This window comes from Nocardioides luteus, from assembly GCF_015752315.1.
Lineage (GTDB): Bacteria > Actinomycetota > Actinomycetes > Propionibacteriales > Nocardioidaceae > Nocardioides.
Genome location: NZ_JADOVJ010000001.1, coordinates 3,451,944 through 3,475,576, shown reverse-complemented (window position 1 = coordinate 3,475,576; position 23,633 = coordinate 3,451,944). Strand labels below are relative to the sequence as shown.

The 23,633-nt window shown below is 69.5% G+C and carries 22 protein-coding genes; 18 read left to right on the top strand and 4 right to left on the bottom strand.

The window, feature by feature from the left end; genetic code table 11:
* Positions 1 to 17: 17 nt before the first annotated feature.
* The 16 genes from HD557_RS16655 to HD557_RS16580 all read left to right on the top strand — a co-directional run bounded on the left by HD557_RS16655 (position 18) and on the right by HD557_RS16580 (position 16,338).
* Entirely contained in the window at positions 18 to 1,556 is a 1,539-nt protein-coding gene (locus tag HD557_RS16655) for a UDP-N-acetylmuramoyl-L-alanyl-D-glutamate--2,6-diaminopimelate ligase (protein WP_196874689.1), read from the top strand.
* A gap of 138 nt (positions 1,557 to 1,694) precedes the next feature.
* Complete coding sequence (gene mraY, locus HD557_RS16650) at positions 1,695 to 2,813, top strand: phospho-N-acetylmuramoyl-pentapeptide-transferase (protein ID WP_040757062.1); 1,119 nt, start codon at positions 1,695 to 1,697, stop codon at positions 2,811 to 2,813.
* Positions 2,813 to 4,261: a UDP-N-acetylmuramoyl-L-alanine--D-glutamate ligase gene (gene murD / locus HD557_RS16645; protein ID WP_050801016.1), complete on the top strand. Its 1,449-nt coding sequence runs from the start codon at positions 2,813 to 2,815 to the stop codon at positions 4,259 to 4,261. Before mraY ends, murD begins: the two co-directional genes overlap by 1 nt.
* A gap of 107 nt (positions 4,262 to 4,368) precedes the next feature.
* Positions 4,369 to 5,661 (top strand): putative lipid II flippase FtsW, encoded by a 1,293-nt coding sequence (gene ftsW / locus HD557_RS16640; RefSeq protein WP_008363026.1) that lies wholly within the window; start codon positions 4,369 to 4,371, stop codon positions 5,659 to 5,661.
* A gap of 13 nt (positions 5,662 to 5,674) precedes the next feature.
* Positions 5,675 to 6,751 carry an undecaprenyldiphospho-muramoylpentapeptide beta-N-acetylglucosaminyltransferase gene (gene murG / locus HD557_RS16635; RefSeq protein WP_008363024.1) on the top strand — a complete coding sequence of 359 codons (1,077 nt, stop codon included), beginning with the start codon at positions 5,675 to 5,677 and terminating at the stop codon, positions 6,749 to 6,751.
* Positions 6,748 to 8,166, top strand: a complete 1,419-nt coding sequence (gene murC / locus HD557_RS16630; RefSeq protein WP_008363022.1) for a UDP-N-acetylmuramate--L-alanine ligase — start codon at positions 6,748 to 6,750, stop codon at positions 8,164 to 8,166. The genes murG and murC overlap by 4 nt, the downstream gene beginning before the upstream one ends.
* Positions 8,167 to 8,183: 17 nt before the next feature.
* On the top strand, positions 8,184 to 9,140 hold the full coding sequence (locus tag HD557_RS16625) for a cell division protein FtsQ/DivIB (RefSeq protein ID WP_196874687.1): 957 nt from the start codon (positions 8,184 to 8,186) through the stop codon (positions 9,138 to 9,140).
* A 225-nt stretch (positions 9,141 to 9,365) separates the two neighbouring features.
* Positions 9,366 to 10,610 (top strand): cell division protein FtsZ, encoded by a 1,245-nt coding sequence (gene ftsZ / locus HD557_RS16620; protein ID WP_196874686.1) that lies wholly within the window; start codon positions 9,366 to 9,368, stop codon positions 10,608 to 10,610.
* A gap of 9 nt (positions 10,611 to 10,619) precedes the next feature.
* Positions 10,620 to 11,330 (top strand): peptidoglycan editing factor PgeF, encoded by a 711-nt coding sequence (pgeF, locus tag HD557_RS16615; protein ID WP_008363017.1) that lies wholly within the window; start codon positions 10,620 to 10,622, stop codon positions 11,328 to 11,330.
* Positions 11,330 to 12,031 carry a YggS family pyridoxal phosphate-dependent enzyme gene (locus HD557_RS16610; protein ID WP_008363015.1) on the top strand — a complete coding sequence of 234 codons (702 nt, stop codon included), beginning with the start codon at positions 11,330 to 11,332 and terminating at the stop codon, positions 12,029 to 12,031. The genes pgeF and HD557_RS16610 overlap by 1 nt, the downstream gene beginning before the upstream one ends.
* A 36-nt stretch (positions 12,032 to 12,067) precedes the next feature.
* On the top strand, positions 12,068 to 12,553 hold the full coding sequence (locus HD557_RS16605) for a cell division protein SepF (RefSeq protein ID WP_008363014.1): 486 nt from the start codon (positions 12,068 to 12,070) through the stop codon (positions 12,551 to 12,553).
* 153 nt (positions 12,554 to 12,706) lie between these two features.
* Positions 12,707 to 13,474, top strand: a complete 768-nt coding sequence (locus HD557_RS16600; RefSeq protein ID WP_040757109.1) for a DivIVA domain-containing protein — start codon at positions 12,707 to 12,709, stop codon at positions 13,472 to 13,474.
* Between the two features lie 462 nt (positions 13,475 to 13,936).
* Positions 13,937 to 14,365: a TraR/DksA family transcriptional regulator gene (locus tag HD557_RS16595; protein WP_008363012.1), complete on the top strand. Its 429-nt coding sequence runs from the start codon at positions 13,937 to 13,939 to the stop codon at positions 14,363 to 14,365.
* A 29-nt stretch (positions 14,366 to 14,394) separates the two neighbouring features.
* Entirely contained in the window at positions 14,395 to 14,937 is a 543-nt protein-coding gene (lspA, locus tag HD557_RS16590; protein ID WP_307785644.1) for a signal peptidase II, read from the top strand.
* The gene (locus HD557_RS16585; RefSeq protein ID WP_008363010.1) at positions 14,934 to 15,875 is read left to right on the top strand and encodes an RluA family pseudouridine synthase; all 942 of its coding nucleotides are present in this window, start codon (positions 14,934 to 14,936) and stop codon (positions 15,873 to 15,875) included. The genes lspA and HD557_RS16585 overlap by 4 nt, the downstream gene beginning before the upstream one ends.
* Positions 15,862 to 16,338, top strand: a complete 477-nt coding sequence (locus HD557_RS16580) for a GNAT family N-acetyltransferase (RefSeq protein ID WP_196874684.1) — start codon at positions 15,862 to 15,864, stop codon at positions 16,336 to 16,338. Before HD557_RS16585 ends, HD557_RS16580 begins: the two co-directional genes overlap by 14 nt.
* A gap of 7 nt (positions 16,339 to 16,345) precedes the next feature.
* Here the strand turns inward: HD557_RS16580 and mmuM are convergent, their stop codons facing one another.
* Complete coding sequence (gene mmuM / locus HD557_RS16575; protein WP_307785643.1) at positions 16,346 to 17,206, bottom strand: homocysteine S-methyltransferase; 861 nt, start codon at positions 17,204 to 17,206, stop codon at positions 16,346 to 16,348.
* Positions 17,207 to 17,358: 152 nt separating this feature from the next.
* Between mmuM and dnaE the strand changes: the two genes are divergently transcribed.
* The gene (dnaE, locus tag HD557_RS16570; protein WP_196874682.1) at positions 17,359 to 20,943 is read left to right on the top strand and encodes a DNA polymerase III subunit alpha; all 3,585 of its coding nucleotides are present in this window, start codon (positions 17,359 to 17,361) and stop codon (positions 20,941 to 20,943) included.
* Positions 20,928 to 21,542: a hypothetical protein gene (locus HD557_RS16565; protein WP_008363007.1), complete on the top strand. Its 615-nt coding sequence runs from the start codon at positions 20,928 to 20,930 to the stop codon at positions 21,540 to 21,542. Before dnaE ends, HD557_RS16565 begins: the two co-directional genes overlap by 16 nt.
* Before the next feature lie 14 nt (positions 21,543 to 21,556).
* Here the strand turns inward: HD557_RS16565 and ybaK are convergent, their stop codons facing one another.
* The 3 genes from ybaK to HD557_RS16550 all read right to left on the bottom strand — a co-directional run bounded on the left by ybaK (position 21,557) and on the right by HD557_RS16550 (position 23,614).
* Positions 21,557 to 22,057, bottom strand: coding sequence for a Cys-tRNA(Pro) deacylase (gene ybaK, locus HD557_RS16560; protein ID WP_196874681.1), 501 nt, complete (start codon positions 22,055 to 22,057; stop codon positions 21,557 to 21,559).
* Positions 22,057 to 22,719: an LON peptidase substrate-binding domain-containing protein gene (locus tag HD557_RS16555; RefSeq protein WP_008363005.1), complete on the bottom strand. Its 663-nt coding sequence runs from the start codon at positions 22,717 to 22,719 to the stop codon at positions 22,057 to 22,059. Before HD557_RS16555 ends, ybaK begins: the two co-directional genes overlap by 1 nt.
* A 91-nt stretch (positions 22,720 to 22,810) precedes the next feature.
* Positions 22,811 to 23,614, bottom strand: coding sequence for a hypothetical protein (locus HD557_RS16550; RefSeq protein ID WP_196874680.1), 804 nt, complete (start codon positions 23,612 to 23,614; stop codon positions 22,811 to 22,813).
* Between the last annotated feature and the right edge of the window lie 19 nt (positions 23,615 to 23,633).

The window sequence follows — 23,633 nt, the reverse complement described above, 5'->3', positions numbered from 1 at the left end:
GCGGATAACCTTCGCAGGTGAGCAGTGCGTACGAGACGGCGGATCCACAGAGCCCGACCCGCCCGCGAGTGACCGAGCCGGTGACGCTGGCCGAGCTGGCCGGCGAGTTCGGCCTGGACGTACGCGGCGAGGCCCGTGTCACCGGGGTCTCGCTGAGCTCCCAACGGGTGCTCCCGGGTGACCTCTACGCCGCGCTCCCCGGCAGCCGGGCCCACGGAGCCGGCTACGCCGCCGGTGCCGTCGAGGCCGGAGCGGTGGCGGTGCTCACCGACGCGGCCGGTGCCGCCCTGCTGGAGTCCCAGGGCCTCGGCGAGCTGCCGGTGCTGCTCGTGGAGCAGCCGCGCAAGGTGCTCGGCGCCCTCTCGGCCCGCGTCTACGGCAACCCGTCGGGCAGGCTGCGGCTGATCGGCGTGACCGGCACCCAGGGCAAGACGACGACCACCCGGCTGGCCGAGAGCGCGCTGCTCGACTCCGGCCACCGTGCCGGCGTGATCGGCACGGTCGGCACCCGGATCGGCGGGCGCGACGTGAAGACGCCGCTCACCACCCCCGAGGCGCCCGACCTGCACGGTCTCTTCGCCCGGATGGTGGAGGAGGGCACCGAGGCATGCGCGATGGAGGTCTCCTCCCACGCCCTCGTGATGGGACGGGTCGACGGGGTCGTCTTCGACGTGGCCGTCTTCCTCAACCTCGGTCGCGACCACCTCGACTTCCACGAGACGGTCGAGGACTACTACGCCGCGAAGGCCGACCTGTTCACCCCCGAGCGGGCCGAGCTGGGCATCGTCAACATCGACGACGAGCACGGCCGGCGGCTCGCGGCCGAGGCGACCATCCCGATCCTGACCTACGCCCTGCACGACGACACCGCCGACTGGCGCGCCACCGACATCGAGCTGCGCCCCGACGGCTCCAGCTTCACCGTCCACGGCCCCGACGGGCTCTCGTTCCCGGCCGCGAGCCCGCTGGCCGGCGACTACAACGTGAGCAACACCCTCGCCGCCCTGGCCAGCATCCACCATGCCTACGGCGACGAGACCGTGGTGCGCGAGGTCGCCACCGCCCTCGCCAAGGGCTCCGGCGTGCCGGGACGCCTCGAGCGGATCGACGAGGGCCAGCCGTTCACCGTCGTGGTCGACTACGCGCACAAGCCGGACGCGGTCGAGGCGGCGCTCGGCACGCTGCGCCCGCTGACCGAGTCCCGGCTGATCGTGGTGATCGGGGCCGGGGGAGACCGCGACACCGGCAAGCGGCCGATCATGGGCGAGATCAGCGCCCGTCTGGCCGACCACGTCATCGTCACCGACGACAACCCCCGCACCGAGGACCCGGCGAGCATCCGGCGGCAGGTGCTCGCGGGCACCACCGGCGGCTCCGCGAGCGTCGAGGAGATCGGCGACCGGCGGGCCGCGATCGAGCGCGCGATCGGCCTCGCCCAGCCCGGCGATATCGTCGTCGTCGCAGGTAAGGGGCATGAGACGGGTCAGGAGATCAACGGCGTCACCCACCCGTTCGACGACCGTCAGGTCGTCCGCGAGGCGTTGACGACACACTGACCGATGGGCTGATACGGCGGGGTGCCGCAGAGCCGGCGAACCCGTAGGGAAGAATGCCCGGGGCCGGTGTCTTCGCTATGCACACCGGCCCGGGGGCAAGGACCACGAACGGCATGGCAAGGAAGGCACCCGGCTGACATGAGAGCGATCTTGCTGAGCGGAGCGATTGCGCTTCTGTTCTCGCTGCTCGGCACCCGATTTGCGATCGTACAGTTCACGAAGTTGGGCTACGGCCAGGAGATCCGCGAGGACGGGCCGACGACCCACCGCACCAAGCGCGGCACCCCGACCATGGGTGGCGTCGCGATCGTGATCTCGGTCCTCGTGGGCTTCATCGCGGCCAAGCTGCTGACCGGCGACGCCCCGAGCGCGACGGCCTACCTGCTGCTCTTCCTCCTGGTGGGCATGGCCGCCGTCGGCTTCGTCGACGACTTCATCAAGGTCTTCATGCAGCGCAACCTCGGTCTGCGCGCGTGGTCCAAGATGGTCGGGCAGACGCTGGTCGCGGTGGGCTTCGGCGTGGTGGCGATCCATCCGGCGATGGAGAACGAGGACGGCATCACGCCGGCCGCCGACCAGCTCTCCTTCATCCGTGACTTCGGTCCCCACTTCCTCGGTGGCGACGGCCTGCTCTTCTGGCTCGGCGGCGCGCTGCTGCTGGCGATCTTCTGGGTGATGGTCACCGGCACCTCGAACGCCACCAACCTCACCGACGGGCTGGACGGCCTGCTGGCCGCGTCCTCGGCGATCGTCTTCGCCGCCTACACGATCATCTCGATCTGGCAGAACAACCAGCGCTGCGGCCGGCCGAGCGTGGAGATCGGCACCTGTTACGAGGTCCGCGACCCGCTCGACATGGCGATCCTCGGCGCCGCGATCAGCGGCGCCTGCATCGGCTTCCTGTGGTGGAACGCCAGCCCCGCGAAGATCTTCATGGGCGACACCGGCTCGCTCGCGCTCGGCTCCGTGCTCGCCGGCTTCGCGATCCTGTCCCACACCGAGTTCCTGCTGATCATCCTCGGCGGCCTCTTCGTCATGGAGACCTCGGCGGTCATGCTGCAGGTGGGCTGGTTCAAGCTCTCCCGCCGCCTGACGGGAACTCCGAAGCGGATCTTCCGGATGACACCGATCCATCACCACTTCGAGCTCCTCGGCTGGGAACAGGTCACCGTGGTGATCCGGTTCTGGATCATCACCGGCCTGTTCGTGGCGGCCGGCCTCGGAATCTTCTACGCCGAATGGGTGGCGACCATCTGATGGACCTTGAAAAGCTCGACAAGCTCGGCCGCAACGACTCCTGGGAGGGCGTGAAGGCGGTCGTGGCCGGCTTCGGCGTCTCCGGTTTCGCCGCCGCCGACAACCTGACCCACCTGGGTGCCTCGGTGATCGCGCTCGACGAGTCCCCGGGCGACGAGGAGCGGCAGGAGAAGGCCAAGCTCCTCGGCATCCTGGGTGCCGACGTACGCCTCGGCGAGGGTGCCACCCACGTGCTGCCCGACGACGTCGACGTCGTGGTCACCTCTCCCGGCTGGCGGCCGACGGCGCCGCTGCTCGCGCAGGCGCGCGAGCGCGGGATCCCGATCTGGGGCGAGGTCGAGCTGGCCTGGCGGCTGCGCGACCCCGACAACGCCGCGCCCTGGCTGGCGGTCACCGGCACCAACGGCAAGACCACGACCGTGCAGATGCTCGACAACATCCTGCGTACGGCAGGGCTGCGGTCCGTGGCCGTCGGCAACGTCGGCCTGCCGATCGTCGAGGCCGTGATGGACCCCGAGCCCTACGACGTCTTCGCCGTCGAGCTCTCCTCCTTCCAGCTGCACTACACCTCCTCGATGGCCGCCGAGGCCGCCGTCGTCCTCAACATCGCCGAGGACCACCTCGACTGGTACCCCTCGATGGAGGAGTACGCCGCCGACAAGGGCCGCGTCTACGAGGGCGTCGAGCGGGCCTGCGTCTACAACGTCGCCGACGAGGCCACCATGCACCTGGTCGAGGAGGCCGACGTCGTCGAGGGTGCTCGCGCGATCGGCTTCACGCTCGGCACCCCGGCCGTCGGTCAGGTGGGGGTCGTCGAGGACATCCTGGTCGACCGGGCCTTCATCGAGGAGCGCCAGACCTCCGCCGCCGAGCTGTGCCAGATCTCCGACCTGGCCTCCTCCGCGCCCCACTACGTCCAGAACGCGCTGGCCGCGGCCGCGCTCGCGCGTGCCCACGGGGTCTCCCAGGCCGCCGTACGCGACGGGCTGAAGTCCTTCCGCCCCGACGGCCACCGCATCGAGGTCGTCGCCGAGGTCGGCGGCGTCACCTGGGTCGACGACTCCAAGGCCACCAACCCGCACGCGGCCCAGGCCTCGCTGCAGGCCTACGACCCGGTGATCTGGATCGCCGGCGGGCTGGCCAAGGGCGCCCGCTTCGACGACCTGGTCGCCTCCATCCACGAGCGGCTGCGGGCCGTCATCCTGATCGGCCAGGACCGCGACGTGATCGCCTCGGCCCTCGCCGCCCACGCCGGTGACCTGGAGATCGTCGAGCTCGACGACCCCGACGGCGAGGCCGCCCTGGCCGAGGCCGTCGAGATCGCCGCCGCGCTGGCCAAGCCCGGCGACACCGTGCTGCTCGCCCCCGGCTGCGCCAGCCAGGACCAGTTCCGCGACTACAAGGCCCGCGGCGACGCGTTCGCCGACGCCGTACGCCGCACCGTCTGACCGCCGCCCGGCCGGGAGCCGACACGCGGGGGGAGATGCGCCGGGAGCGCCGCGACGGCGGCGAGAATGTAACGGACGTACTGGGACAGGAACGGGGAGGTAGGACCGTGACGACCACCAGCCCCGACCAGACCGGTGCCGGCTCGGCCGAGCAGGCCAAGGCGTACCCGAAGTCGGTCCTCGGCTACCTCAAGGCCTGGTTCCATGCGCTGCGGGTGGCCCTGAACCGGCCCCTGGCCGCCTACTACCTGCTGCTCACCAGCACCTCGCTGCTGCTGACCATCGGGCTGATCATGGTGCTGAGCGCCTCGAGCGTGTGGGCCTACACCCAGATGGACAACTCCTACGCGATCGTCGGGCGGCAGGTGCTCTGGGTGATCATCGGCATCCCGTGCGCGTTCATCGCCTCGCGGATCCGCCCCAAGGACCTGCGCCGGCTGGCGTGGCCGGGATACGTCGTGGCCTGCGTGCTGCTCTTCCTGACGATCTTCCTGGGCCACGACGTCAACGGGCAGCAGAACTGGATCGGTGCCGGCCCGGTCAAGATCCAACCGTCCGAGATCGCCAAGCTGGCGATCGTGCTGTGGTCGGCCCACGTCTACGCGCTCAAGGAGCGCCGTCTCGACAGCCTCCACGAGGTGCTGATGCCGGTCCTGCCCGGCATCGCGGTGGCCACGGGGCTGGTCCTCGCCGGCCGGGACCTCGGCACCGCCCTGGTCTTCTTCGCGATCGCGCTCGGGATGCTCTGGGTCGTGGGCGCACCGGGCAGGCTCTTCGGGATAGCGATCTCGATCATCGGCGTCTCGGTGCTGTTCCTGATCAGCACCGACACCGAGCGGCTCGCCCGGCTGACCAGCTTCGCGGACCCGTTCAAGGACTACCACGGACAGGGCTGGCAGCCCTCCCACGGTCTCTACGCGCTCAGCTCGGGCGGCGTGCTGGGGCAGGGGATCGGGGCCTCCCAGCAGAAGTGGGGCGACCTGCCCGAGGCCCACACCGACTACATCTTCGCGGTGCTGGGCGAGGAGCTCGGCCTGGTCGGCACCCTGCTCGTCGTCGGCCTCTTCCTGACCCTCGCCTTCGCGCTGATCAAGGTCGCGCGCCAGACCGACCGGCCGTTCGTACGCTACTTCAGCTTCGGTGTGCTGGTCTGGCTGCTCGGCCAGATGATCATCAACGTCGGCATGGTGCTCGCGCTGCTGCCGGTCATCGGGATCCCGCTGCCGCTGGTCTCCTACGGTGGCTCGGCGCTGATCCCGTCGATGGTCGCGCTCGGCGTCGTGATCGGCTTCGCCCGTCGTGAACCGGCAGCGGCGGCGGCGCTGAAGCAGCGTAAAGCCTTGGCAAAGGATCGGGCGCGCCAGGCAGCCGCCTACCGATCCGCACAACGCAACCGATAAGTTCTGACGCATCATGAAGGCCCTCCTCGCCGGCGGTGGCACCGCTGGACACACATCCCCCCTGCTCGCCACGGCTGATGCCCTGCGCCGTCTCGACCCCAGCGTGGAGGTGACCTGCCTCGGCACGCCTCGCGGCCTGGAGAACCAGGTGGTTCCCGCCGCGGGTTACCCGCTCGAGCTGATCCCGCCGGTCCCGATGCCGCGCCAGCTCAGCAGCGACCTGCTCAAGGTGCCGGCCAACCTCAAGGGCGCGGTCGACGCGACCTACGAGGTCCTCGACCGGGTCCGTCCCGACGTCGTCGTCGGCTACGGCGGGTACGTCTCGATGCCCGCCTACCTCGCCGCGAAGCGGAGGCGCATCCCGATCGTCGTGCACGAGGGCAACGCGATGCCGGGGCTCGCCAACAAGGCCGGCGCCCGGGTCGCCGACCGGGTCGCGGTGAGCTTCCCGGACACCAAGCTCCCGAAGGCCGAGTACATCGGCCTGCCGATCCGCCGGATGATCTCGACGCTCGACCGCTGGGCGCTGCGTGCCGAGGCGCGCAGCTTCTTCGGGCTCGACCAGCACCGTCCCACGATCGTGGTCACCGGCGGCTCGCAGGGCGCCCGGACCATCAACGAGGCGGTCTCCGGCGCCTACCCGGCCCTGGCCAGCAACGGGATCCAGGTGCTCCACGTGATCGGCCCGAAGAACGAGCTGGCCTCGCCCGGCCCCGGCTACCACGTGCTCAACTACGTCGACCGGATGGATCTCGCGCTGGCCGCCGCCGACCTGATGATCTGCCGCTCCGGCGCCAACTCGGTGATCGAGGCGAGCGCGGTGGGCGTCCCGGCGGTCTACGTACCTCTCCCGATCGGCAACGGCGAGCAGTCGCTCAACGCCCGGGCGGTCGTCGACGCCGGTGGCGCGGTGCTGGTCCCCGACGCCGAGATGAACGCCGCGTGGGTCACCAGCCACGTACCCCCGATCGTCACGGACCGTGCCCGGCTCGAGGCCATGTCGAAGGCGGCCAGCGACCTGGTCCCGCGCGACGCCGACGAGCGGCTGGCGCGGATGATCTTCGAGGTCGTCGCAGGAGGTAAGTCATGAGGGTTCCGGTTCCCGAGCAGATCCTGCCCGCCGAGCGGCTGGGCAGGGTCCACTTCATCGGCATCGGTGGTGCCGGCCTGTCCGCGATCGCCCGGGTCATGCTGGCCCGCGGGATCGAGGTCTCCGGCAGCGACGGCGCCGACTCCTCGATGGTCGCGGCGCTGCGTGAGGAGGGCGCGACCGTCTTCGTCGGCCACGACGCCTCCCAGGTCGACGGCGTCGACACGCTGATCGTCTCCACGGCGATCCGCGAGGACAACCCGGAGTACGTGGCGGCCGTCGAGAAGGGCCTGCGGATCTACCCGCGATCGGCCGGGCTGGCCTCGGTGATGGAGGGCCGCCGCGTCCTCGCCGTCGCCGGCACCCACGGCAAGACCACCACCACCTCGCTGCTGACCGTCTCCCTGCAGGCCGCCGGCGCCGCTCCGACCTACACGGTCGGTGGTGAGCTGGCCGCCTCGGGCACCAACGCCGCCGAGGGCTCCAGCGACCTGTTCGTCGCCGAGGCCGACGAGTCCGACGGCGCCTTCTTGGTCTACAAGCCCTACGCCGCGGTCGTCACCAACGTCGAGGCCGACCACCTCGACCAGTGGGGCACCGAGGAGGCCTACCGCGAGGGCTTCGCCCAGTTCGTCGGGCGACTGGCCCCCGACGGGTTCCTGGTCGCGGTCATCGACGACCCCGGCGCCGCCGACCTGCGCCACGTCGCCCACTCCCTGGGCCGCCGCTTCATCGGCGTCGGTGAGTCGGAGCTGGCCGACGTACGCGCCGTCGACATCGTCCTGGAGGGCACCACCTCCTCGTTCACCGTCGTCGACGGGCTCGACGAGCTCGGCCGGATCACGCTGCAGATCCCCGGGCGCCACTACGTCGCCGACGCGCTCGCCGCGCTCACGGTGGGCCTGCGCCTCGGCCACTCCTTCGACCTGCTCAAGGCGGGCCTGGAGTCGTTCACCGGCACCCGGCGGCGGATGGAGCGCAAGGGAGAGGCCGCAGGCGTACGCGTCTACGACTCCTACGCCCACCACCCCTCCGAGATCGCCGGCGACCTGGTCTCCGGCCGGTCGGTGGCGGGGGAGGGGCGGCTGATCGTGGCCTTCCAGCCCCACATGGTCTCGCGCACCCGGATCTTCGGCGAGGAGATGGGCCGCGTGCTCGGCGCGGCCGACGAGGTCGTCGTCCTCGACGTCTACCTGGCCCGCGAGGACTACGACCCCGAGGTCACCGGCAAGCTCGTCGCCGACGCGGTGCCGCTGCCGCCCGACCGGGTGGTCAGCGTCGCCGGGCTCGAGGAGGCCGCCGTCGAGCTGGCCCGCCGCGCCCGTCCGGGTGACCTGGTTCTGACTCTCGGAGCGGGTACCGTGACGGAGGTGGGCCCGATGGTGCTTGCCAGGCTACGTAAGGCTGAGCAGTAACGCTGGGGGAGGCGAGCATGCCGGAGGAGGGGTCGGGCGTCGACACCGAGATCGCCGAGGCCCTGGAGATCGCCCAGTCGGCGTCCGGGGAGCGGGAGATCGACCTCGGCTCGGAGGAGGCCAGGGCCGGCTCCGGGTCAGGCGCGGACGAGAGCACCGAGTCGACCGGGTCGACCGAGGAGCCGCGGCCGGATCTGGATCCGGCGGCTGACGCGGAGCGTCCGGCGGTCGACGCCGCGACGCTCAAGAGCCGCAAGGCCTTCGCCCGTCGCCAGTGGCGCCGGCGCTGGCTCGCCTGGCGCTACCTCATCGTCGGCACCCTGGTCATCGCCCTCCTGATCGGCGGGATCTGGGCGGTCTACTTCTCCACCTGGCTGCAGGTGAAGGGCACCTCGGTGCACGGCACGATGAAGATGACCAGCGCCAAGCAGGTCGTTGAGTTCGCCGCGGCACCGGTCGGTGAGCCGCTGGCCACCGCCGACCTGGAGGCCGTGCAGGTGCGGGTGCTCAACGGGCTGCCGATGGTGCGCTCGGTCAACGTCTCCCGCGAGTGGCCCGACAAGATCCGCGTCGACGTCACCGAACGTACGCCGGTGGCGGTCGTCTCCATCGGCGGCCGGCTGCGGGCCCTGGACGAGACCGGCACCGTCTTCTGGGACTACGAGAAGGCGCCGCGCGGCCTGCCGATGGTGAACACCGTGACCGGCACCAACTCCGATGCGCTGCGCGAGGCCGCCGCGGTGGCCTCGGCGCTCCCGGCCGACCTGGCCAAGCGGGTCGACCACGTCGAGGTGACCACCGTCGACTCGATCTCGCTGGAGCTGCGCAACGACAAGCGCGTGGTGTGGGGGAGCAGCGCCCAGTCCGACACCAAGGCCGACGTGCTGGTCGCCCTGATGAAGGCGGAGCCCGACGTGGCCCGCTACGACGTCTCCGTGCCCGGCCAGCCGGTCACCAGCAAGAGCGTCGGCTGATCCGGAGCGCGCATTCTCTACCGGACGGCTTTGCCACATTGCCCCTACCGGACGGCACGAGATCGGCACAACTGATCCGCACCCGCGTGTCGCGCCAGTTCGAGCACGTACGTCTGCCTACTGTTCTGAGAACGGCGAGGTTGACATAACTATAACCCTCAGCCTGAGGGTAAGGGTTGAGAAACCCGCCGTAAGGACCAACCAGCGATCGAAGGGGCGACCACCGTGGGAGCTGCACAGAACTATCTGGCGATCATCAAGGTCGTCGGCATCGGTGGCGGCGGCGTCAACGCTGTCAACCGGATGATCGAGGTCGGCCTCAAGGGGGTCGAGTTCATCGCCATCAACACCGACGCCCAGGCGCTGCTGATGAGCGACGCCGACGTCAAGCTCGACATCGGTCGTGAGCTGACCCGCGGTCTCGGTGCCGGCGCCAACCCGAGCGTGGGGGAGAGCGCCGCCGAGGACCACGCCGACGAGATCGAAGAGGTCATCAAGGGCGCCGACATGGTCTTCGTGACCGCCGGCGAGGGTGGCGGCACCGGCACGGGTGGTGCCCCGGTCGTGGCCCGCATCGCCCGCAGCCTCGGTGCGCTGACCATCGGTGTGGTGACCCGCCCGTTCGCCTTCGAGGGCCGCCGTCGCGCCAACTCCGCCGAGGAGGGGATCAGCAAGCTCCGCGAGGAGGTCGACACCCTCATCGTCATCCCCAACGACCGGCTGCTGTCGATCTCGGACCGCAACGTCTCGGTGATGGACGCGTTCCGCCAGGCGGACCAGGTGCTGCTGCAGGGTGTCTCCGGCATCACCGACCTGATCACCACCCCCGGCCTGATCAACCTCGACTTCGCCGACGTGAAGTCGGTCATGTCCAACGCCGGCTCGGCGCTGATGGGCATCGGGTCCGCGCGCGGTGACAACCGCAGCGTCGAGGCCGCCGAGATGGCCGTCTCCTCGCCGCTGCTGGAGGCGTCCATCGACGGTGCCCACGGTGTCCTGCTCTCGATCGCGGGCGGGTCCGACCTCGGTCTGTTCGAGATCAACGAGGCCGCCGCGCTGGTCGCCGACGCGGTCCACCAGGAGGCCAACATCATCTTCGGCGCGACCATCGACGACGCGCTCGGCGACGAGGTCCGGGTCACCGTGATCGCGGCCGGCTTCGACGGCGGCATGCCCAAGCGCCGCGAGGGCGCCTCGGCGCTCGGCAGCGTGCAGGGCCGCTCCACCAGCTCGCAGTCCGCCAACAACGGCGAGACCGCCCCCGTGGCCGCCGCGGTCGCGACCCGGCGCGCCGAGGAGGCCGAGGAGACCCCGGCCGAGCCGGCCAAGCCCGCCAAGCCCGCTCCGGTCGCGCCCGCGACGCCTCCGCCGGCGACGCCGCCGGCCGAGCCCGCTCCGGTCGCCAAGAAGCCCGCTCCGAGCGTCCAGTTCAGCGATGATGAGCTCGACGTTCCCGACTTCTTGAAGTAAGGCGCCCGCTTGTACTCCTTCCGAGCCTCCGCAGGCCTCGTCGACCTGGCGTTCACCGACAGGTACGGCGGGGTCAGCCGTGCTCCCTACGCCGAGCTCAACCTGGCGGTCAACGGCTCGGACTCGCCGGAGGCCAAGGCCGAGAACCACCGGCTGCTGCTGGCCGACTTCGCCGACGGCGCGCCCTACGCCGACCTCTACCAGGTCCACGGCAACGCGGTCGTCGACGCGGAGTGCGGCGCCCGCCCCGAGGCGGACGGCATCGTCACCACGGAGCGTGACCTGGTGCTGCTGGTCCGCACCGCCGACTGCGTACCCGTGCTGTTCGCGGACGAGGCGGCCGGTGTCATCGGCGCCGCCCACGCCGGACGCAAGGGGATGGCGGTCGGGGTCGTGCCCGCGACCATCGCCCGGATGCGTGCCCTGGGCGCGACCCGGATCAAGGCCTGGGTCGGACCGCACGTGTGCGGCAAGTGCTACGAGGTGCCTGCCGAGATGCAGGAGGAGATCGCCGCGGTCGAGCCGGCCACGCGCGCCACCACGAGCTGGGGCACCCCCAGCCTTGACGTCGGCGCCGGAGTGCTCGCGCAGCTGGCCCGCGAGGGTGTCGAGGCGGTCGACGCCAGCCGCTGCACCCGCGAGTCCGAAGACCTCTACTCCTACCGCCGCGACGGCGCCGGCATGTCGCTGGGCGCGCTGATCCGGCTGCGGGGTGCCTGATGGCGGACCGCGTCGCTGAGATCGCCGCCGGCCTCGCCGAGACCCGCGAGCGGATCGCCGTGGCGGCCAAGGCCGCCGGTCGCCCCGCCGAGGACGTCCACCTGGTCGTGGTCACCAAGTTCTTCCCCGCCTCCGACGTACGCATCCTGGCCGGTCTCGGTGTCACCGACGTCGGCGAGAACCGGCACCAGGAGGCGGCGGCCAAGGCGGCCGAGTGCGCCGACCTGGGGCTGCGCTGGCACTACATCGGCGGGCTCCAGTCCAACAAGGCGGCCGCCGTGGCGAGCTATGCCGACGTGGTCGAGTCCGTCGACCGTTCCTCGCTGCTGTCCCGGCTCAGCCGTGGCGCGGGCGAGCGCGGCCAGATCCTCGACGTCCTCCTGCAGGTCTCGCTCGACCCGCCCGGGCGCGAGGGGCGCGCCGGGGCGGACCCCGGTGACGTACGCGACCTCGCGGCGGAGGTCATGGAGACCGACGGTCTCCGCCTCCGGGGCTTGATGGCGGTGGCGCCCCTCGGCGAGGATCCGGACCCGGCATTCGTCCGGCTGGCGCGGATCCGGGAGGACTTCCTGGTCGAGTATCCCGAGGCGACGGTGCTGTCGGCAGGGATGAGCGGAGACCTGGAACAGGCGATTGCCCATGGCGCGACACACGTACGTGTCGGGTCTGCGGTCCTCGGAGAGAGGCCAACTGTCAAGTAATGTCTCGGTCAGCAATACTTTGGGGAAGGTGGCAGCATGAGCGGCGCGATGCGCAGGTTCGGTGAATACCTCGGCCTGTTGGAAGACACCGGGTACGACGACGACGTCTACGAGGGTGATGACGACGAGACCCGCTCCCACCAGGCCGTCAAGGCGCCGGTGCGGTCGAAGCAGTCTCGTCCCGCCCCGGTGGCTGACCTTTCCGAGCGGCGACGAGCAACGGTGGTGCCTGCAGTGGCAGAGCTTTCCAAGATCATCACGCTGACTCCGACGTCCTACAACGAAGCACGTCAGGTCGGCGAGAACTACCGCGACGGCACGCCGGTGATCATGAACCTCACCGAGATGAATGATGCGGACGCAAAACGGCTTGTCGACTTTGCGGCCGGCTTGATCTTTGCTACCTATGGGAACATCGAGAGGGTCACCAACAAGGTGTTTCTTATCTCACCTGCGAACGTTTCGGTCACGGCTGAGGCCAAGCAGAGGATCGTTGAGGGCGGCTTCTTCAACCAGAGCTGAGGCCTTCGACACCTGCCTGTGGGTGCCTGGATGCGGTCCGCATCTGGCATGTCTACGGACAGGCGCTAGAGTTTCGACAGCATTAACCTGATGCCGCCCCCCGGCGGTGCAGTCCGTACGTCTGAGTCAACCGAGTAATGAATGGGTGAGGTCATGCCGCTGACGCCAGAGGACGTGAGCAACAAGCGCTTTACTCCCGTCCGGCTCCGCGAGGGCTACGACATGGGCGAGGTGGACCAGTTCCTCGACGAGGTCGAGGCCGAACTGGCACGTCTCACCCGGGAGAACGACGACCTTCGCGGGAAGTTGGCATCTGCGCAGTCGGGTGGGGGTCCGTCCTTCCCGATGGCTCCCGAGCCGCCTGCGCCTGAGCCGATGCCGGCCCCCGAGCCGGTCTCGCACCAGATGCCGATGTACCAGGAGGCACCGCAGACCGGCGGCATCGAGACGATCAGGGTCGAGACCGTGCCGGAGGCCTCCAACGCGGCGGCGCGACTGCTCGAGCTGGCCACGCGCAACCACGACGCGCTCATCGACACGGCGAAGAACGACGCCGACAAGATCGTCGGGGAGGCCCGCACCAAGGCCGAGCGCCTCGAGGCCGAGTCGAAGGCGAAGGCCGACCGCATGGAGGCGGACGCGCGCACCCGTGCGCAGATGCTCGACAGCGAGACCGCCGAGCGTCGTCAGCAGCTCTTCGGCGAGCTGGAGCGTGAGAAGGACAACCTGACCACCGAGGTCGACACGCTGCGCAACTTCGAGCGTGAGTACCGTTCGCGCCTGAAGAGCTACTTCACGCAGCAGCTCGACGCGCTGAACAACTCGGCTGAGTCGCAGGCGCCCGTCATGGCGGCCGCCGTCAACGAGTCGGGCCCGGCGCCGAAGCGCCTGCGTTCCATCCTGGGGGAGGACGAGGGCTGAGTCCCTCGTAGTCAGGCTTCCATCGGCCGGTCCCGCGACGCGGGACCGGCCGATGCGCATGTCCGCGCCCTCTCTGACGGGTACGGCGCAGAAACGCGTTGTAGCAGGTGAGGTGGGTCCTGTACGTGGATTGTGCGGTTTTTCCGCGCTGCGGACCAATATGAGTGGAGTTTCGGTGTGTTAGTTGAGTGGAGCACGATCCCGGGCTACATTCCGGGCACGCACTCCGCACCGACTCGGCGGCGCGGAGTGATGGCAGGAGAAAGGGGACTCCATGTCCGTACCGATGAGCGGTCGCGTCGTAGCGACCGTCGGACGCATCCACGTGATGCCGTCCGAGCTTTCTGGGAATACCAGCCTCGCAGTCATGGCTTCCACGTCGGTGGCCACGGCGAGCGCCTAGCCAAACCTTGACCACCGTGCGGCCCGGGGGGCCGTGTATCACACCAGAAAGCGAGTGCCGTGCCTAAGAAAGCAACCAAGACCGTCGTCTCTCCTGACCAGCTGAAGGTCAAGGACGGCGAGGACCCGTGGACCAAGGACGAGCTCAACGAGGTCGTCGACGAGCTCCACGAGATGAGGGCTCACAGCCTCGAGGTGCTGACCGCTCTCGAGACCGAGCTCTCCGGGCTGATGAAGGACTCCGGCGACGGCGCCGGCCAGGACCAGGCCGACATGGGGGCGACCAGCTTCGAGCGTGACCACGAGCTGACCGTGGTCAACAGCGAGAAGGACAAGCTGGCCCAGATCGAGCGCGTCCTGGGATACCTCGAGGACGGCACGTACGGCATCTGTGAGTCCTGCGGTGAGCCGATCGGCAAGATGCGGCTCATGGCGTTCCCCCGTGCCACACTGTGCATGACATGCAAGCAGCGCGAGGAGCGTCGCTGAGCGACGCACACACCGGTCCAGAGTCCGACGTGCGCCCTGTTCGATGGGCAGAGTTCGCGACCGTCGCAGTGCTTCTGCTGGTCATCGACCAGCTGACGAAGCTCTGGGCGGTCGCGACGCTCGTTCCCGGGCAGCCGCAGGAGCTGATCGGCTCCGTGCTGCAGCTCAACATCATCCGCAACCCGGGTGCGGCGTTCTCGACGGGGACCGGGTTCACCTGGTTCTTCACGACGCTCTCGATCGTGGCCACGATCGGTGTGCTCTGGTTCGCGCGCCGGGCGCGCCACCGGGGCTGGGCGTTCGCGCTCGGCATCCTCGTCGCCGGCATCAGCGGCAACCTGATCGACCGGCTGCTGCGTGAGCCCGGGTTCTACGTCGGCCACGTCGTCGACTTCCTGCAGCTGCCCAACTGGCCGATCTTCAACGTCGCCGACATGTGCATCAACGTCGCTGCGGTGATGATCGTGATCCTCTCGTTCAAGGGGATCGGGCTCGACGGGACCGTCGACCGCGGCGCCGAGGAGAAGACCGACGGCAAGACCGAGGACACCTCCGAGGGCGAGGCGAAGTGAACTTCGGTCACGCCGACCAGCGCACGCTGCTCGTCCCCGACGGCCTGGAGGGGGAGCGGGTGGATGCCGCCATGGCGCGGCTGTTCGGCCTGTCCCGCACCCGGGCCGCGGAGCTGATCGCCGACGGGCTGGTGACCGTGGACGGCTCGGCGGTGGCCAAGAGCGACCGGGTCAGCGCCGGGTCGATGCTCGACGCCACCATCCCGTCCCAGGCCGACCCGCTCGAGATCAAGCCCGAGATCGTCGAGGGCATCAAGATCATCTACGACGACGACGCCTTCGTGGTGATCGACAAGCCCGTCGGCGTGGCGGTGCACCCCTCGCCGGGCTGGCAGGGCCAGACCGTCGTCGGCCACCTCGCCGCGGCTGGCTTCCGGATCTCCACCTCGGGGGCCAAGGAGCGCGAGGGCATCGTCCAGCGCCTCGACGTCGGCACCTCGGGCGTGATGGTGATCGCCAAGTCCGAGCACGCCTACTCCGTCCTCAAGAACGCCTTCCGGCAGCGTACGGTCGACAAGACCTACCACGCGCTGGTCCAGGGCCACCCGGACCCGCTCGAGGGGACGATCGACGCCCCGATCGGGCGCAACCCGAAGTACGACTACAAGTTCGCCGTCCGCGCCGACGGCCGCCACTCGGTGACCCACTACGAGACGCTCGAGGCGCACCGCTTCGCCTCGCTGCTGAAGATCCACCTCGAGACCGGGCGCACCCACCAGATCCGGGTCCACATGTCGGCGCTGAAGCACCCGTGCGTCGGCGACCTCACCTACGGTGCCGACCCGGCCCTCGCCCGCCGCGTCGGGCTCGAGCGGCAGTGGCTGCACGCGGTGCAGCTCGGCTTCGATCACCCGGAGACCGGTGAGTACGTCACGTTCGAGTCGACCTATCCCGACGATCTCCAGCATGCGCTCGCCTGGATTCGTGAACAGCACTGAATCCGCGACTCCCACTGAGGCGGTGCTCCGTCCGGCCGAGCCCGAGGACATCGCCGAGATAGTCAGCACCTACGTCGAGGCCCGTGCCGCCGCGCCGATGCCGCCGCCGATCTACCCGGCCTCCGACATCCGGGAGTGGCTCGCGGTCAAGGTCCTCGCTCCGCAGAAGGGGTCGCAGGTCTGGGTCGCGGAGGTCGCCGGCGAGGTCTCCGCGTTCGTCGCCTTCACCCCGACCTGGCTCGACGACCTCTTCGTCCACCCCCGTGCCCAGGGCACCGGCATCGGCACCATGCTGCTCGACCTCGTGAAGTCGTTGACCCCCGACGGCTTCGGCCTGTGGGTCTTCGAGATGAACACCCCCGCGCGAGCCTTCTACGCCCGCCACGGCCTGCGTGAGGTCGAGCGCACCGACGGCTCCGCCAACCAGGAGAAGGCCCCCGACGTACGGATGGCTTGGCCCTGACCTGGGCCTACTCGCCCTGCAGGTGAGAGAACTCGGCGGCGATGAGGGCGATCTCGGCGGGGCCGACGCGGCAGCAGCCACCGACGTACGCAGCCCCGGAGCTCACCCAGGAGAGGGCCTCGCCGGGGCGGAAGTGAGGGGTGCCGGACCAGGCGCCGTCGGCGTAGGTCTCGCCGGTGTTGGGGTAGACGACCGCCGGCTCGCCGGTGGCGGTGGCCAGCTGGACGGCGGCGGGGACGTCGGCCGGGTCGCAGCAGTTGACGCCGACGGCGACCACGGAGCGGATCCCGGCGGCCAGCGCCAGGGCGTCGGCCAGCGGCTGGCCGGCCCGGGTGCGCGTGCCGGCGCAGGAGTAGGAGAACCAGACCGGGAGACCGATGTCGTCGAGGAGGTCGACGAGCACCTCGGCCTCCTCGATGTCCGGGATGGTCTCGACCGCGATGAGGTCGGGGCCCTCGGTCTCCAGCAGCGCCAGCCGGGGCGCGTGGAAGTCACGCAGCGTCGCCGCGGAGACCCCGTAGCGGCCGCGGTACTCCGACCCGTCGGCCAGGTAGGCGCCGTAGGGCCCGACCGAGGCGGCGACCAGGCGACCGGGCGCCTCGGCGGCGACCTCGCGCGCGATGCGTACGCTGCGGCGCAGCAGCTCGGTGGCGTACGTCTCGGTCATCCCGGCCTCGACGAAACCGGGCACGCTGGCCTGGTAGCTGGCGGTGGTCGCGACGTCGGCGCCGGCGGCGTAGTAGGCGCGGTGGACGGCGGCGATCTCCGCCGGGGACTCGTCGAGAAGCCGGGCGGTCCACAGGGCGCCTGAGACATCGTGACCGCGTGCTTCGAGCGCGTTGGACAGGCCGCCGTCGAGGATCGTCACCACATCTCAAACATATCCTTTCGAGACCCTCGGCCCGCCTACCAATCCTGTCGGTGGTCCCCGATAGTCTGTAGTCCTTCCCCCAGGTCGTCCGTCTGCACGGGCTCCTGCGCCCGCTCCATCCGTTCGACCTCGAGGAGGGCTCCACGCCAATGGCGGCCGGCTCCAAGGACTCATTCGTCCACCTGCACGTCCACACCGAATACTCGATGCTGGATGGTGCCTCGCTCCTCGACGGTCTGTTCAAGCGGACCAGCGAGCTCGAGATGCCGGCGATCGCGATGACCGACCACGGCAACATGCACGGGGCCTATGACTTCTGGAAGAAGGCGAAGGCCCACGACGTCAAGCCGATCATCGGCATCGAGGCCTACATCACCCCCAACACCCCGCGCTCGGAGCGCAAGCGGGTGCGGTGGGGCAAGGGCGACGCGGCCCAGGAGGGCGGCGACGACGTCTCGGGTGGTGGCGCCTACACCCACATGACGATGTGGGCCGAGAACACCGAGGGGATGCACAACCTCTTCCGGCTCTCCAGCCGGTCCAGCCTCGAGGGCTACTACTTCAAGCCGCGGATGGACAAGGAGATCCTCGCCGAGCACTCCAAGGGGATCATCGTCTCCACCGGCTGCCCCTCGGGTGCGATCCAGACCCGGCTGCGGCTGGGCCAGTGGGAGGAGGCGCTCAAGGAGGCCGGGGAGCTGCAGGACATCTTCGGGAAGGACAACGTCTTCCTGGAGCTGATGGACCACGGCATCTCCATCGAGAAGCGGGTCCGCGACGACCTGCTCAAGCTGGGCAAGACCATGGGCATCCGCCCGGTCGCCACCAACGACTCCCACTACAACAACCCCGAGGACGCGGGGGCCCATGAGGCGCTGCTGTGCGTCCAGTCGGGCAGCCGGATGACCGAGCCGCCCTACTCCAAGGGTGGCAAGCGGTTCGCGTTCGAGGGCAGCGGCTACTACATCAAGTCCGCTGCCGAGATGCGCGAGCTGTGGGGTCGTCAGGACCTGATCGACGCCTGCGACAACACCCTGCTGATCGCCGAGCGCTGCGACGTCGAGTTCACCGAGTCGACCGGTGGCTACATGGCGCGCGCCGACATCCCCGAGGGCGAGACCGAGGAGTCCTGGCTGCGCAAGGAGACCTGGCGCGGCATCGAGCTCCGCTACCCGGGCGAGAAGCTGACCCAGGAGGTCAAGGACCGCGTCGAGTTCGAGATCGACGTCATCCTGCAGAAGGGTTACCCGGGCTACTTCCTCGTGGTCGCCGACTTCATCCAGTGGTCGAAGAACAACGGCATCCGGATCGGCCCGGGCCGTGGTTCTGGTGCGGGCTCGATCGTGGCGTACGCGTTGAAGATCACCGACCTCGATCCCCTCGAGCACGGCCTCTTCTTCGAGCGGTTCCTCAACCCCGAGCGTCCCTCGATGCCCGACTTCGACATCGACTTCGACGACCACCGCCGCGGCGAGACGATCAAGTACGTCACGGAGAAGTACGGCGCGGAGAAGGTCGCCCAGATCGCCACCTTCGGACGGATCAAGGCCAAGCAGGCGATCAAGGACGCCGCCCGCATCCTCGACCACGGCTTCGCGATCGGCGACCGGATCACCAAGGCGCTGCCGCCCGACGTGATGGGCAAGGGTGTCCCGCTCAAGGATCTGTTCAACCCCGACCACAAGCGCTACGGCGAGGGCGGCGACTTCCGCGCCCTGCACGACACCGACCCCGACGTCCGCAAGATCTATGAGACCGCCCTCGGTCTCGAGGGCCAGATCCGGCAGACCGGTATCCACGCGGCGGGCGTGATCATGGCCTCCGAGCCGATCATCGACATCGTCCCGCTGATGGAGCCCAAGCAGGACGGCCAGGTCGTCACCCAGTTCGAGTATCCGACCTGTGAGTCGCTCGGCCTGGTCAAGATGGACTTCCTGGGCCTCTCCAACCTCCACACCCTCGAGGACGCGCTCGCCAACATCCGGGCCAACCGCGACATCGACCTGGTGCTCGAGGAAGTGCCCTTCGACGACAAGCCGACCTACGAGCTGATGCAGCGCGGCGACACGCTCGGCGTCTTCCAGCTCGATGGTGGCGGCATGCGCGCCCTGCTGCGGTCGATGCTTCCCGACCGTTTCGCCGACATCACCGCGGTCTCCGCGCTCTACCGGCCCGGCCCGATGGGTGCCGACTCCCACAACAAGTACGCGCACCGCAAGAACGGCCGCGAGCCGATCGTGCCGATCCACCCCGAGCTCGAGGAGCCGCTCGCGGAGGTGCTGGGGGAGACGTACGGCCTGATCGTCTACCAGGAGCAGGTGATGTCGATCGCCCAGGTCCTGGCGGGGTTCTCGCTGGGACAGGCGGACAACCTGCGTCGCGCGATGGGCAAGAAGAAGAAGGCCGAGCTCGACAAGCAGTACGCCGGGTTCCAGGCCGGCATGCTCGAGCGCGGCTACTCCCAGAGTGCGATCGACACCATCTGGGAGATCCTGCTCCCGTTCTCCGACTACGCGTTCAACAAGTCGCACTCGGCGGCCTACGGCGTGGTCACCTACTGGACCGCCTACCTGAAGGCCAACTACCCGACCGAATACATGGCGGCGCTCTTGACCTCGGTCAAGAACGACAAGGACAAGATGGCGATCTACCTCAACGAGTGTCGCCGGATGAAGATCGCGGTCCTGCCGCCCGACGTCAACGAGTCCTCCCACGACTTCACCGCGGTCGGCACCGACATCCGCTTCGGTCTGACCGCCGTCCGCAACGTCGGTGCCCAGGTGGTCGACGGGATCGTGGAGGCGCGCACCAGCAAGGGCCGCTTCGAGGACTTCAACGACTTCCTCGCCAAGGTGCCCGACCGGGTCTGCAACAAGCGCGTGATCGAGTCGCTGATCAAGGCGGGCGCCTTCGACGACATGAAGCACCTGCGCCGCTCGCTGGTGGCGATCCACGAGACCGCGGTGGACCAGTACGTCGACATCAAGCGCAACGAGGCGATCGGCCAGGACTCCCTCTTCGGCGGCCTCGACGACGGCGACGGGGTCGAGTTCGGGGTCTCGGTCGCCATCCCCGAGATGGACGAGTGGGACAAGATGACCCTGCTCGGCCACGAGCGCGAGATGCTCGGCCTCTACGTCTCCGACCACCCGCTGATGGGCCTGGAGCACGTCCTGGCCAACGGCACCGACTGCACCATCGGCCAGCTGATGACCGACGAGTCGCGGCCCCACAACTCCACCGTCACGGTCTCCGGCCTGGTCACCAACGTCAACCGGCGCATCACCAAGAAGGGCGACGCCTGGGCGACGGTCACCCTGGAGGACCTGGAGGGCTCGGTCGAGGTGCTGCTCTTCCCGTCGTCCTACCAGCTGGCCGCGCCGCACCTGGTCGAGGACTCGATCATCCGGGTCAAGGGCCAGCTCTCCCGTGACAAGGACCAGCCCGAGCTGCGCGGCCAGGAGGTCACCGTCCCCGACCTGACCGGCGGGCCGGGTGCGGCCGGGGGACCGGTGGTGATCACGCTGCCGTCGACGCGGTGCACGCCGCCGGTGATCGCGTCGCTGCGGGACGTACTGACCACCTACCCCGGAGTTGCCGAGGTCAGGCTACGGTTGATGACACGGGACGCGACCCGGGTCATGAAGCTCGATGACCGGCTGCGGGTCACGCCGACTCCCGAGCTGTTCGCCGACCTCAAACACCTCCTCGGACCAGGATGCCTGACAATCTGATCGTGCCGCCGCCGCCCAGTCTCTACGTGACCGGCCGCCGCTCCGCCCGTCCCGACCTGTCCCGCCCGGTGCTGGTGCAGGTGGCGATCATCGCCGTCGCCTTCGTCGTCGGCGGTCTCGCCGCTGGTCTCGCCGCGGCGACGCTGTGGACCCCGCCGACCGGGATGGTGCTCGATGACAAGTGGTACCGAGGGCTCATCTCGGTCGACCCGCCCACCATCGCGCAGAACATCGACCAGGGGGTGTTCGCGGCGACCGCCTGGTTCTCGGTCTGCGCGATCGTGCTCGGCCTGCTGGTCGGCATCGCGGCCGCGGTCTGGCTCAACCGCTCCGAGCTCGTCACCCTCGCTGCGGTGACGCTCGGGGGTGCGGTCGGTGGCGGCCTGATGCTCCTGGTCACCTCGCTGCTCTCACCCGAGGACCCCCACGGTCTCGCCAAGGGTGCCGCCGACGGCACCGTGCTCCAGGACAGCTTCCAGCTGGCCTCGCCGTGGCTCATCCTGCTCGTCCCGGGCTCGGCGATGCTCGCGCTGATGGTGATCTTCCTGATGTGGGCGCCCCACGAGGACGCCGACCCGGCGCATCTGCCCCGCTCCTGAGCCGACTCGGCGGATTATCTCGCGATCGGGGCTGTGGTGGCGCTGGTCATCTTGATCAGGTCCGTGGGGGAGAGCTCGATGTCGAGGCCGCGGCGGCCGCCGGAGACATAGACGGACTCGTACGTCGTGGCCGACTCGTCCACGACGGTCGGATGCGGTCGCTTCTGGCCGACGGGGGAGATCCCGCCGGCGACGTACCCGGTGGCGCGCTCGGCCGCGGAGACCTCGGCCATCTGCGCCTTGGAGCCGCCCAGCGCACGGGCCAGGGCCTTGAGGTCGAGCTGGCCGGTGACGGGGACGATGCCGACGACGAGCTTCCCGTCCAGCGAGGCCATCAGCGTCTTGAAGACCCGCGCGGGCTCGACGCCGAGGGCCTCGGCGGCCTCCAGACCGTAGGACTCGGCCCGCGGGTCGTGCTCGTAGGGATGGAGGGTGAAGTCGATGCCGGCCGCGGTGAGCGCGACGGTCGCCGGGGTTCCTCCGCCGGCCTTCTTCCCGGTACCTTTCTTCGGCATCAGTTGGGCGACCACTTCGTGCGGGCGACCTCGGTCGCGGGCAGCGAGGGAATGACGTTCATCGCCCTCAGCTCGGCGCGGAGCAGGTCGGTGGCCATGCCCAGGCGCAGGGCGGCGTCGGGCGCCTCCAGCAGAGCCTGCCGGTCGGGCATCGGCAGGGGAGTGGTGGCCGAGATGGTCCAGGAGAGGAACTCCGGGTCCTTGGGGAGCGAGCCGGTGAACGGGTCCTCACGGAACTCCAGCAGCGCGGCCCGGTAGGCGGTGAAGGTCGCGCGTGCGGTGTCGACGACGCTGCTCGGGACGGTGACATGGTCCTCGGGGAGATCCTCGACGTCGGCGACGGGGAAGTCGCCCGAGCTGACCAGGCTGTCCATCCGGATCCGGTCGACGGCGAGCACCTCGAGGTCGAAGGAGCCGTCCTTGTGCTGTTCCACCTCCGTGATCAGCAGCCTCACGCCGACCCGGTAGAGCGACTGGGCGCCGGTCTCGCCGACCTCGTAGCCCTCGCGGATCGCCACCGAGCCGAAGTGGCGCTCCTCCTCTTCCTGGCGGAGCAGGTGGTGCACCATCGCGCGGTAGCGGTCCTCGAAGACGCGCAGCGGCAGCGTCACGCCGGGGAACAGGACCGCATTGAGCGGGAACATCGGGAGTCGCTCATTCACGGGACCAACCTATGGGTGCCGCGGGGGTGTTCGCCCGCGAACCCCCGCCCCGTGTCTCCTTCTGTTCCCGCTCCGGGCCTGGCCCGAGCTGTCAGTCCTGGTAGGCCGCGCGGTCGATCTTGGTGTGGTAGCGCTGGCCCGTGGCGGCGCCGAGGAGTGCCCCGACGAGCATCACGACCAGGAGTACGACGCCGGCGACCAGCGCGCCCCAGCCGAGCTGATCGGCGCTCAGCCCCACGTTGGGCAGGTCCAGCTGCCGCACGATGTCGTAGCTCGAGCCGAACAGCGCGCCCGCGACGGCGGCGATGATCATCACCACGATGGCGACGATCCACACGCCCAAGCCCTGCCTACGCGCGTCGAATCGGGACATCCGGGCGGCGACGTACCCGCCGGCGTAGTAGCCGACGAACATCACCACGGCGAGCGTGATCGCGGCCGCGATGCCTGCCGAGTCGGCCATCGACTCCAGGTCGGTCCGGGTGAGGTTCTGGTTGAGGCCGACCGCGGAGGCGACTGCGCTGATGATGGCTGCGAGCAGGACGGTGACGCCGACTGCGACGAGCCAGCCGAAGAAGCAGGCGCCCCAGTTGATGCCGCCGTAAGTGTCGTGAAGGGCGGCGCGGCGGCTGTCTTCGGCGTGACGGTAGTGCTCGACGCCGGCCGCCTCGGAACCCCTGTCGTAGCCCGTGTCGCGGTAGGTGTCGCGGTTCGTGTCGCGTACGTGGCCGACCGGCTCGTTCGCCTGGTGCGGGCGCTCGACGTTGTCGTCGTGGCCGACGACCGCGGGACCTCCGGGATACGGATCACGGGTCTCCGCGTGGTTGACGTCGGTCTCGGGGTAGCTCTCGTTGGCATGCTTGTCTTCGCGGTGGAAAAGTCCAGGGCGTGCCATGGCGATCCTCCTTTGGTGG

Coding starts and splice junctions, on each gene's coding strand:
- mraY (WP_040757062.1), top strand. CDS start 1,695: ATGAGAGCGATCTTGCTGAGCGGAGCGATTGCGCTTCTGTTCTCGCTG.
- murD (WP_050801016.1), top strand. CDS start 2,813: ATGGACCTTGAAAAGCTCGACAAGCTCGGCCGCAACGACTCCTGGGAG.
- murG (WP_008363024.1), top strand. CDS start 5,675: ATGAAGGCCCTCCTCGCCGGCGGTGGCACCGCTGGACACACATCCCCC.
- murC (WP_008363022.1), top strand. CDS start 6,748: ATGAGGGTTCCGGTTCCCGAGCAGATCCTGCCCGCCGAGCGGCTGGGC.
- HD557_RS16625 (WP_196874687.1), top strand. CDS start 8,184: ATGCCGGAGGAGGGGTCGGGCGTCGACACCGAGATCGCCGAGGCCCTG.
- HD557_RS16610 (WP_008363015.1), top strand. CDS start 11,330: ATGGCGGACCGCGTCGCTGAGATCGCCGCCGGCCTCGCCGAGACCCGC.
- HD557_RS16605 (WP_008363014.1), top strand. CDS start 12,068: ATGAGCGGCGCGATGCGCAGGTTCGGTGAATACCTCGGCCTGTTGGAA.
- HD557_RS16600 (WP_040757109.1), top strand. CDS start 12,707: ATGCCGCTGACGCCAGAGGACGTGAGCAACAAGCGCTTTACTCCCGTC.
- dnaE (WP_196874682.1), top strand. CDS start 17,359: ATGGCGGCCGGCTCCAAGGACTCATTCGTCCACCTGCACGTCCACACC.
- HD557_RS16565 (WP_008363007.1), top strand. CDS start 20,928: ATGCCTGACAATCTGATCGTGCCGCCGCCGCCCAGTCTCTACGTGACC.
- ybaK (WP_196874681.1), bottom strand. CDS start 22,057: ATGCCGAAGAAAGGTACCGGGAAGAAGGCCGGCGGAGGAACCCCGGCG.
- HD557_RS16550 (WP_196874680.1), bottom strand. CDS start 23,614: ATGGCACGCCCTGGACTTTTCCACCGCGAAGACAAGCATGCCAACGAG.